The organism is Streptomyces silvae, from assembly GCF_016745505.1.
GTDB classification, from domain to species: Bacteria; Actinomycetota; Actinomycetes; order Streptomycetales; family Streptomycetaceae; genus Streptomyces; species Streptomyces silvae.
Map to the genome: position 1 here is coordinate 1 of NZ_JAERUC010000035.1, position 9,405 is coordinate 9,405.

6 protein-coding genes are annotated in these 9,405 nt (G+C 71.6%); 1 reads left to right on the plus strand and 5 read right to left on the minus strand.

Translation table 11 applies throughout. The annotated features are described in order from the left end of the window. Positions 1–154 precede the first annotated feature (154 nt). On the plus strand, positions 155–2,572 hold the full coding sequence (locus tag JKV81_RS05605; RefSeq protein ID WP_202075039.1) for an SCO7613 C-terminal domain-containing membrane protein: 2,418 nt from the start codon (positions 155–157) through the stop codon (positions 2,570–2,572). A 9-nt stretch (positions 2,573–2,581) separates the two neighbouring features. Here JKV81_RS05605 and JKV81_RS05610 read toward each other — a convergent pair whose 3' ends face one another. The 5 genes from JKV81_RS05610 to JKV81_RS05630 are packed head-to-tail and all read right to left on the minus strand — an operon-like array spanning position 2,582 to position 9,120. Continuing rightward, entirely contained in the window at positions 2,582–5,329 is a 2,748-nt protein-coding gene (locus JKV81_RS05610; RefSeq protein ID WP_202075040.1) for an exo-rhamnogalacturonan lyase family protein, read from the minus strand. A 52-nt stretch (positions 5,330–5,381) separates the two neighbouring features. Further along, positions 5,382–5,930, minus strand: a complete 549-nt coding sequence (locus JKV81_RS05615; protein WP_202075042.1) for a hypothetical protein — start codon at positions 5,928–5,930, stop codon at positions 5,382–5,384. A 46-nt stretch (positions 5,931–5,976) separates the two neighbouring features. Continuing rightward, positions 5,977–6,837 (minus strand): carbohydrate ABC transporter permease, encoded by an 861-nt coding sequence (locus JKV81_RS05620; RefSeq protein ID WP_124279707.1) that lies wholly within the window; start codon positions 6,835–6,837, stop codon positions 5,977–5,979. Next, positions 6,834–7,826, minus strand: a complete 993-nt coding sequence (locus JKV81_RS05625; RefSeq protein WP_202075043.1) for a carbohydrate ABC transporter permease — start codon at positions 7,824–7,826, stop codon at positions 6,834–6,836. Before JKV81_RS05625 ends, JKV81_RS05620 begins: the two co-directional genes overlap by 4 nt. Positions 7,827–7,836: 10 nt before the next feature. After that, the gene (locus JKV81_RS05630) at positions 7,837–9,120 is read right to left on the minus strand and encodes an ABC transporter substrate-binding protein (protein WP_202075041.1); all 1,284 of its coding nucleotides are present in this window, start codon (positions 9,118–9,120) and stop codon (positions 7,837–7,839) included. Positions 9,121–9,405 lie beyond the last annotated feature (285 nt).

A 9,405-nucleotide genomic window follows, 5' to 3' on the forward strand; every position in this document is an offset into this window, starting at 1 on the left:
TCGGTGTGAACGAAGCGCTCTCCCACTGAGCTAATCGCCCGGGAACGGGTTGAACCATACAGGGCTCGGAGCCCTGGGTTCAAACTCCTACTCAGTGGCGGACTGAGTAGCCGTACGCATGCACGAGGGTGTGGCCGCCGACACACTCCCGTACATGAGACATCTGCCGCCGCCCGCCGAGGAATTGGCCCTCCTCGATCATGAACTGGCCCGGCTGGACGCCCGCCGGCTGCAGTTGCTGAACCGCCGTGCCTGGCTGCTGAGCGTGCTGCGCGCGCCGGCCACCCCGGCTCCCCCGCCGGCGCCCGCCGTCCGGCCGTACGTCCCGGCCGCCCCCTTCGCCCCGGTGGCGCCCCCGGCGCCGGCCCGTGGGACGCAGAACGTGCTGCTGGTCCTCGGTGGTCTGCTGCTGACGGTCGCCGCGGTCGCGTTCACCCTGTTCAGCTGGGGCGAGATGGGGATCGCCGGACGTTCGGCGGTGCTGGCCGTGGTGACGGCGGGTGCGCTGGTGGCGCCCGCGCTGCTGCTGGCCCGCAGGCTGCCCTCGACGGCGGAGGCGCTGGCCGTGCTGGCCCTGGTGCTGACGGTGCTGGACGCGGTCGCGCTGCACGCGGTCGCGGCCCCGGAGTCGGACGGTCTCGTGTTCTCGGCGGTCGCGTCGGCGGTGCTGGCGGCGGTGTGGACGCTGTACGGGCTGCTGCTCGGGCGGCTGCGGGTGCCGTTGCCCGCGGCGGTGGTGGCGGGGCAGCTGCCGCTGGTGCTGACCGCCTGGGCGGCGGGCGCGTCCGCCACCGGCTTCGGCTGGGCGCTCCTGGTGACGGCGGCGGCGGACGTCGCGGTGGTGTCGTGGGGCCGGGGGCTCGCGGTGCGGGTCACGGCGGCGGTCGGGGCCGGGGTCACCGGGCTGTTCGCGCTGCTGATCGGTCTGGGGCTCTCCGTGTCGGCCGGCAGCGCGCTCGCGGCGGTGGGCCCGGGGGCGCTGCTGCTGGCGGGCGCGGGGGTGGCCCTGGCGGGTGCCTGGCGCGCCCCGAAGGAGTGGGCGGTGACCGCGGGAGCGGTGGCGGGCCTGGCCTCGGTGGCCGCGGTGGGCGGGGTGCTGCGTACGGGGCTGCCGTGGGAGTGGGCGGTCGTGGTGTATCTGCTGTGCGGTCTCGCGCTGCTGCCGGTGCCGCGCCTCGGGGTCCCGCGGCCGGTGGGCCGGGGTGTGATGGGGGCGTCGGCCGCCGTCACGTCGGGTGCGCTGGTGTGGGCGCTGCCCCTGGTGGCCGCCGCCGTGCTGGGGCCGGTGTCCGTGCCGGCGGATGTGTGGTCCGGGGCGCCGGAGGGGTTCCGGGGCGCGCTGGGCCAGTCGGTGCCGTCGGGTTCGGCCGCGTCCCCGGTGGTGCTCGCGGTGGTGGCGGGTCTGGCGGCCGCGCTCCATGTGCGGTGGCCGGGCTCGCTCCCGGAGAAGGGGTGGCGCGTCGCCGCAGCAGCCGGAGCGGTGGTCCTGGGCTGGGGTGCGGTGCTCGCGCTGCTCGCGGTGGCGGATGTGCCGTACGCGGCGGCCGTGGGTGTGGAGCTGCTGATGGTGGCGGGGCTGCTGGCGCTCGCCGTGCGGCGGGGACCGGACGGTGTCGCGCAGGCCGCGCAGGTGTGCGGGCTGGTGGGCGCGGTGAGTGTGGGGCTGCTGTCCCTGGCCGCCGAGCCGGCGACGTACGCGGTGTTCGGGGTCCTGCTGGTGCTGTTCGCGGGTGCGGCCGTCCGGTCGGCGTCGGCCGTGGTGCGCCCGGTGCTCGCCGTGGGGTCGGTGCTGTGCGCGATCGTGGTGGCGTCGGCGGCGGGGGCGTCGCTGGGGTGGGGCGCGCCGCAGTCGGCTCCCGTGGTGCTGGTGGTCCCGGCGGTGACGGTGCTGCTCGGGGCCCGGCTGAGGGGGACCGCGGTGGCGGTGGCGGTGGAGGCCGCCGGGGCGTTCGGGGCACTGGTCGCGGTGGCCCTCGCGGTGACGGACGCGCCGTTCCTGGCCCTAGTCCTGGGGCTGAGCGGGGTGCTGGCCTCGGCGACGGCGCTGCGGCCGGAGCGCCGCCGGGCGGCGGGGTATCCGGCGGCGGCGCTGTTCGTGGCGGCGGCGTGGGTGCGGCTGGCGGCCTCGGGGGTGTCGGCCCCCGAGGCGTACACGCTGCCGGTGTCCGTGGCCGCGTTCGCGGTGGGGTGTCTGCGGAGCCGACGGGACCCGGCGGTGTCCTCCTGGACGGCGTACGGTCCGGCGCTCTCGATGACGATGGTGCCGAGCCTGGTGGTGGCGTGGACGGACGGCGGCTGGCTGCGGCCCCTGCTGCTGGGCGCGGCGGCGCTGGCGGTCACGCTGGCGGGTGCCCGGCTGCGGCTCCAGGCGCCGTTGGTGCTGGGCGGTACGGTCCTGGCGCTGGTCGGCCTGCACGAGCTGGCCCCGCATGTGGTGCAGGTGCTCGACGCGCTCCCCCGCTGGGCGCCCCCGGCGCTCGCCGGGCTGCTGCTGCTCGCGGTCGGTGCGACGTACGAGCAGCGGCTGCGCGACGCGCGCCGGGTGCGGGAGAGCCTGGGCCGGATGCGCTGATCCCGCGGGTCAGTCCGGCATCCGGTCCCCGACGAGGGCGAGGTTCTCGATGGCGGCGAGGCCGTAGAGCGCGGTGTCGTTGGTGTAGACCCAGTCGGCCTCGGTGCCGGGGACCGTGGTGACGGGACCGGTCACCTCCTCGGTCTTCCAGGGGGCCGATTCCCTGTACCCGTCGCTGTTGTAGAACTTCTCCCAGGCGCGGGCGGCGAGCTTCTCGTCGCCCGCGCGGACCGCGGCGTAGGCGTCGAGCCGTGAGTGGCCCTGGAAGAGGATGAGACTGCCGAAGTCGGAGCCGTAGCGGGCCTTCTGTTCGGCCTTGGTCGCGTTGAAGTACCGGCAGTAGTCGAGGTAGGCCTCCTCGAACGTCGGTACGTCGTCCCCCACGAGGTCGATGAGTTCGGCGCACAGCTCGTTCAGGCCGAAGACCGCCGAGAGGTGCGAGACGCTGACGACGGGCTCGGCGGCGACGGCGAACTTCCCGGTGTCGAGGTCGTACAGGCCGCTGCCCTGGACGAATCCGTTGGGCTGGGCGGCGATGGTCTCCATCGTGCCGAGGACGCGGGCCCTGGCCTTCGCGGCCTGCGGGCCGCCCCGCTCCCATTCGGTGAGCCAGGCGGAGACCAGTCCGCTCCAGTCGGTGCCGAAGCCGATGGACAGGGCGTGGCGGTCGGGTGTGTAGGGCTCGGTGCGGATCTTGCGGAGCGGGTCGAGGACGAGGAAGGTCTCGTCGGAGTCGACGTTGGCGCGCATCAGGTCGCCGACGCGTTCGTCGGCGGTGAGGAAGTAGTAGAAGCGCCGGTAGGTGGTGTTGGCGATGCGCTGCTGTTTGGCGCTGTCGGCGTAGTGCTGGATGCCGTGGCGGGTCCCGAGACCGGCCCACTCGCCGAGGTGGTAGACGTCGACCTCGCCGGTGTGGCGGGTCATGGCCTCGGCGAAGCGGAAGATGTCGGCGCGGCCGGAGCGCAGATAGGCGTACCAGAGCCAGAGGTCGGGCGACAGCTCGGAGTTGTCCCAGGCGTAGCCGCCGACGTCGTAGCGCCACTGGTGGCGGGCGGGGTCGTAGGAGTGCATGACGTCGCCGTAGTCCCAGAAGCCGTACCAGCGCCGCATCTCGACCTGGTCCTTGTAGTACGTGAAGAGGAAGTCGAGGTGGTCCTCGATCTTCGCCTTGGCCGGGGTCGAGCGGTCGACCGGGGAGAACAGGCCGCCGAAGACCTTCGCGCCGGTCAGCTGGGAGGGCGGCGCGACGAGCTGCGGGAGGGTGCGGACGGCCTCGGTCTGCTGGGCGAGGGCGGTGGCGCCGGGGGTGGAGTCATGGGCCCAGAAGAGGAGTTCGCTGGTGCGGGCGATGCCGTAGGGGGTGCCGAAGCCGGGTTCGTAGTCCTCGTAGGTGATTTCGAGGCCGTCGAGCTGTTCGGCGTACGTGTCCTGGCCCAGGCCGTCGTGGTAGAAGCGCAGGTCCATCGGTTCGGCCTCGGGCGACCAGAGCCACACGGTGACCTCGGCGGCGTCGGTGTGGGCGTCCCGGATGTCCAGCTGGGCGGGGAACTTCTCCCAGAAGTCGCGCAGCCCGAAGGCGAGTCCGCCGCCGGCCCCGCCGACGTATCCGAAGCCGGAGGCCCGCCGGCCGCCGCCCGCCGCGATCCAGCCGTGGCCCTTCTTGGTGCGCTTACGGAGGGAGAAGCCGTCGGCGGAGAGCTGGCTCAGGGTGTAGTCACCCCAGGTGGGGATGAGGTGGAGGCGGCTGGTGACGCGCTGGTCCCAGGTGGCGGGGTCGGGGAGCTTCGTGCCCTCGAACTGGGCGGCCTGGACGGCGGCGCTGGGGTCGCGGCGCAGCCCGGTGATGCCCTTGACGGCCTCGCGGAGCATGCCGGTGCCCTCGCCGCCGATGCGGATGTGCCGGTCGTAGGCCTCGTCACGCAGGGGGACGGTGAAGCGGACGCCGAGACCGCGGATGAAGTCGCCGCTCGCCTTGCCGGGTTCCTGGGTGCCGTCGAAGGTGATGGTGTGCACCATGCGGAAGGACTCGGCGCCTGCGTAGAAGTAGAGCCGGACGGAGAACGGCAGCCAGGAGCGCTTCCCCCTGCGGTGCTTGCCCTCGATGCGGACGACGGCGCGCACCGGGCCGCTCTGTTCGACCTCGGTGGTGGTGACGGCGCTCTCGAACCGTTCGTACGTCTCGCGCCCCTGGTCGCCGTCCTCGATCTCACTCTGCCGGATCAGGACGAGCCGTCCGTCCTTGGCGATCTCGGTGGAGCCGCGGGTGAGGGAGGTGATGAGCGAGGAGCCGGTCTTCCCTATCTTCGCGGTGATGACGCCGGTGGAGACGGCGATCGTGGAACCGGTGCTCTTCACGCTGACCTTGTGCGCGGGTGCGGCGGGTGTGCCCGGGCCGAGGAGGAATTTCCTCGCGCCCGCGGCTTCGGGGCCCACGGCGTGCGCGGTCCACTTCGCGGAACCGTCGGGCCAGGTGGCGGTCGTCCATGACTGCACGGGGACGTCCTTGCCGTCCTCGGTGGTCAGCGCGAACGTCTGGTCCTTGGGGTGGCGCCCCTTGGGCCAGGGCACACCGAGCGTGGAGCCGGGGGCCGCGCCGAGGCCTCCGGACTCCAGCCAGGTCAGGGTGACGGGTTCGCCGGTGGGCTCCGCGCCCGGGGCCGCCGACGCGGGAGTGGTGCCGGGGGACCAGCTGAACTGTGCGGCCGCGCCGGCCGCTGCCGCGGCCTTCAGGAGCGTTCTGCGGGGCATCCTGGACATGGGTGTGCCTCTCTCCGTGCGGATTCGGAAAAATGGGACGTACGGGAAAGCGTCAGCGGGCGGGCCGGCGCGCCCGTACGGCGGTGGCCGCGGCGGCGACGGCCCCGACGACGGGGACGGCCAGCGGCAGTACCAGGGAGCCGGACAGCACGACGACGGCCATCCCGCAGACCAGCAGCAGGGAGCCGGCCGGGTCGCGGACCGTGTCACGGCCGGCCCCGGCCAGGAGGGTGCGCCAGAGGGCGCCGGGCTCCCAGCAGGAGGCGGCGCGTACCACGGCGACCAGGAGACCGATCATGGCGAGGATGCCGACCGCGCCGACGAACGGCCCGCCGGGCAGCCCGGCGCGGACGGCCGCCAGGTCGAGCAGGAGGAGTCCCCCGGCGGCCCACACGGCCGCGCCGACGAGCCATCCGCCGCGGGCGGCGGTCCGGGCGTCATGGGCGAACTCGCGCAGGCCACCGTGCTCGCCGTCGAGGTAGCGGCGCAGGTGCCGGGTCCCCGCGGCGAAGGCCGCGGGGAAGGTGACCAGGGGCAGGGCGGCGACGGCGATCCACACGCCGACGAGCAGGCATTCGGAGAACAGGGCGAAGCGGTTCATGAGGCGCGGACGCCCGGCCGGGGTGCGGGTCTTGATCGCCACGGTCTCAGCCCTTCAGACCCGAGGTGGCCATGCCGTCGATCAGGTACCGCTGGAACGCCACGAAGAAGGCCAGCACCGGGAGCAGGGCGACCAGGGACATGGCGACCATGCCGCCGTAGTCCGCGACCGCGTCCTGGTCGATGAACATCTTCAGCCCCATGGAGACGGTGTACTTGTCCGGCTCGTTGAGGTAGAGCAGGGGGCCCATGAAGTCGTTCCAGGCGTTGATGAACGTGAAGATCGCGCTGGTGACGAGCGCCGGCCGGCAGAGCGGCATGACGATGGACCAGTAGGTCCTCAGGTGTCCGCAGCCGTCCAGCCTGGCCGCCTCGTCGAGCTCCTTGGGCAGGCCGCGCATGAACTGCACCATCAGGAAGACGAAGAAGGCGTCGGTGGCGAGGTACTTGCCGATCAGCAGCGGGGTGAAGGTGTTGATCAGCTCCAGCTTCTGGAACAGGACGTACTGCGGGATGATCAGTACGTGGTACGGCAGCAGGAGCGTGCCGATCATGACGGCGAACATGAGGTTCCGGCCGGCGAAGCGCACCTTGGCGAAGGCGTAGGCGGTCAGCGAGCAGGAGAGCACGACGCCGATCACGGAACCGACGGCTATGTAGGCCGAGTTCAGGAAGAACGTCGAGATCGGGATGTCGGCGATGCCCTCGGTCAGCCGGGCGTAGTTGTCGCCGATCGGGTCCGCGGGGAAGAGGTCCAGGCCGCCGATGATGTCGGCGCTGGGCTTGAACGAGGCCCCGATCGTCCAGACCACCGGGTAGAGGACCACGGCGAGGATGACGAGCGCACCGAGGTGCCAGGCGAGTGCGCCGGGTCCCCGGCGGCGTACGGCTGTGGTCAGGAGACTCATCGGCCGCCCTCCTCGTAGTGCACCCAGCGCTTCTGGGACCAGAACAGCACGGCGGTGACCAGGCCGACCGCGAGCAGCAGCAGCCATCCCATGGCCGAGGCGAAGCCCATGCGGCTGTTCACGAAGCCCTGTTCGTACAGGTAGCAGGTGTAGACGAGCGTCGCGTCGGCCGGTCCGCAGCTGCCGTTGCTGACGATGTACGCCGAGCCGAAGATCTGGAACGAGTGGATGGTCTCCAGCAGGACGTTGAAGAACAGCACCGGCGAGATCATCGGCAGGGTGATGTGGAAGAACCTGCGCCAGGGGCCGGCCCCGTCCACCTCGGCGGCCTCGTACAGCTCGCGCGGGACCTGCTTGAGGCCGGCCAGGAAGATGACCATCGGCGCGCCGAACTGCCAGACGGTGAGGGCGATCAGCGCGTAGATGATCATCGAGGGGTCGCCGATCCAGCCGCCGACCTCGACGCCGAACACCTTCTGCGTACGGTCGACGATCGCATCGTCCGAGAAGAGTGCGCGCCAGACGATGGCCGCCGAGACGCTCGCACCGATGAGGGAGGGGGCGTAGAAGGCCGCGCGGTAGAAGGACTGGCCCCACCGCTTCTGGGCGAGCAGCATGGCGACGGCGAGCGCGGCCGCCAGCTTGACCGGGGTGCCGATCAGCACGTACCAGGAGGTGACCTTGACCGACTGGCGCCAGCGGGGGTCCGCGAACATGTCGGTGAAGTTCTGCAGGCCGATCCAGCGCGGGGCCTCGAACAGGTTGTACTCGGTGAACGACAGGTACAGCGAGAACACCATCGGCCCGGCGATCAGGAACAGGAAGCCCGCGATCCAGGGCGACATGAACAGATAGCCGGCCAGGTTCTCGCCGCGGCCGCGCCGCTCGGGGGCGGCGGGCGGCGCGTCTCCTCCGGGACCGTTCCGCGCGGCGGCGGAGCGGTCGTCCCCTGCGGCGAGCACCCCCGGGGAGGTGTGGATGTGAGTCACCACGGTCCTCTCAGTTCGAGGCGAGGGCGGTCTTCGCCTCGGAGAAGAACTGCTTGACGGAGTCCTTCGGCGAGGCCTTGCCCAGCGACAGGTCGGCGCCGATGCGCAGGAAGGCCGCCTCGATGACGTCCGCGCCGGCGGGGTGCGGGGTGATCGGCTCCAGGACACCCGCGTCGGCGATGGCGGTCTCGTACGCGCCGATGGCCTTGCTGGGGGCGTCGGAGGGCTCGTAGGCCTCGAACTGCGCGGTGGTGGCGGGCACTCCGCGGTCGTATCCCATGATCCGGGCGACCTCGGGGTCGTGGGTCATGAAGCTGATGAAGGTCGCCACCTCGGCGGGGTGCTTGGTCCGCGCCGAGCCGCTCAGCATCAGGGAGCCCAGGTACTGGCCGGTCCTCTTGCCGTCGGTGCTGGGGATGGGCGCGAGGCCGTAGCTGCTCTTGCCCTCCGCGCTGTAGCGGACCGAGAAGTTGTCCCAGGTGAACTCGCCGGCGGAGAGGCCCTTGGCGGTCGCGGAGGCGGGCTTGATCTGCTCGACCTTGCCGGGGTCGGCGTAGAGCCCCGACTTGACCCGCTCCAGCGCCTCGGTCCAGTACGGCAGGAGTTCGGCCTCGCCGAAGCCCATGCCGTCCTCGGTGAAGAAGGCCTTGCCGTTCTGGCGGAGGATCAGGTCGTAGAGGTACATCACGCCGTGCGGTCCGGCGTCACCCGCGATCCCCTGGCCGCGCTTGATCTTCTCCAGGCCGGCGAGCCAGTCGTCCCACGTCCAGCCGATCTCGGGGGTGATGCCGGCCTTCTCGTACACCTTCTCGTCGATGACCAGGGCCATCGAGTTGCTGCCGACCGGTACGCCGAGGAGCTTGCCGTCGATCTCGGCGAACTTCTCCAGCCCGGAGCGGAAGCCGCCGAGGTCGAGGTTGCCCTTCTCCGCCTGGGGGGCGAGGTCGAGGAGGACGTTCTTCGCCTCGTACTTGCGCAGGAAGGTGACGGCGTTCTGGATGACGTCCGGGGGGTTGCCGCCCGCCGCCTGGGTGTTGAACTTCTTCCAGAAGTCCGCGTACTGCTGGAAGTCCGTCTTCACCTTGATCTTCGGGTGCTTCTTCTCGAAGAGGCCGACGCACTGCTGGATCTTCTTGGCACGGTCGTCCGCGCCCCACCACGAGTGCCGGATGGTGACCGGCCCGCCGGAACCGCTGCCCGAGCCGCAGCCGGCCGCGGTCAGCCCGAGACCGGCCGCGGAGAGGCCGGCCAGCTTCAGCAGCTGCCGCCGGTCCATGCCGTTGTTCCGAGACATAGCTCGCCCCCACCGTTCGCATTGAATCGTTTTAGAAAGCGCTTGCTGGGCAAAAGTAAGGAGCGGCAGGGGGCGCGTCAACGGTTAGGACGAAATTCCGGCGGCCGGACGGCGGGCCGAACAGCACCGGACGACGGGCCGAACAATCGGGCGGCAGGACGACGACGGGCGCACATGGAAACGCCGATGGCCCGGAAGCTTCTGAGAAGCTTCCGGGCCATCGGGCCGGGGTGGGCGATACTGGGTTCGAACCAGTGACCTCTTCGGTGTGAACGAAGCGCTCTC

What these genes read in the sequence shown, in the direction of transcription:
- JKV81_RS05630 (WP_202075041.1), bottom strand. Translation starts at nt 9,120, where the DNA reads ATGTCTCGGAACAACGGCATGGACCGGCGGCAGCTGCTGAAGCTGGCC.
- JKV81_RS05605 (WP_202075039.1), top strand. Translation starts at nt 155, where the DNA reads ATGAGACATCTGCCGCCGCCCGCCGAGGAATTGGCCCTCCTCGATCAT.
- JKV81_RS05610 (WP_202075040.1), bottom strand. Translation starts at nt 5,329, where the DNA reads ATGTCCAGGATGCCCCGCAGAACGCTCCTGAAGGCCGCGGCAGCGGCC.
- JKV81_RS05615 (WP_202075042.1), bottom strand. Translation starts at nt 5,930, where the DNA reads ATGAACCGCTTCGCCCTGTTCTCCGAATGCCTGCTCGTCGGCGTGTGG.
- JKV81_RS05620 (WP_124279707.1), bottom strand. Translation starts at nt 6,837, where the DNA reads ATGAGTCTCCTGACCACAGCCGTACGCCGCCGGGGACCCGGCGCACTC.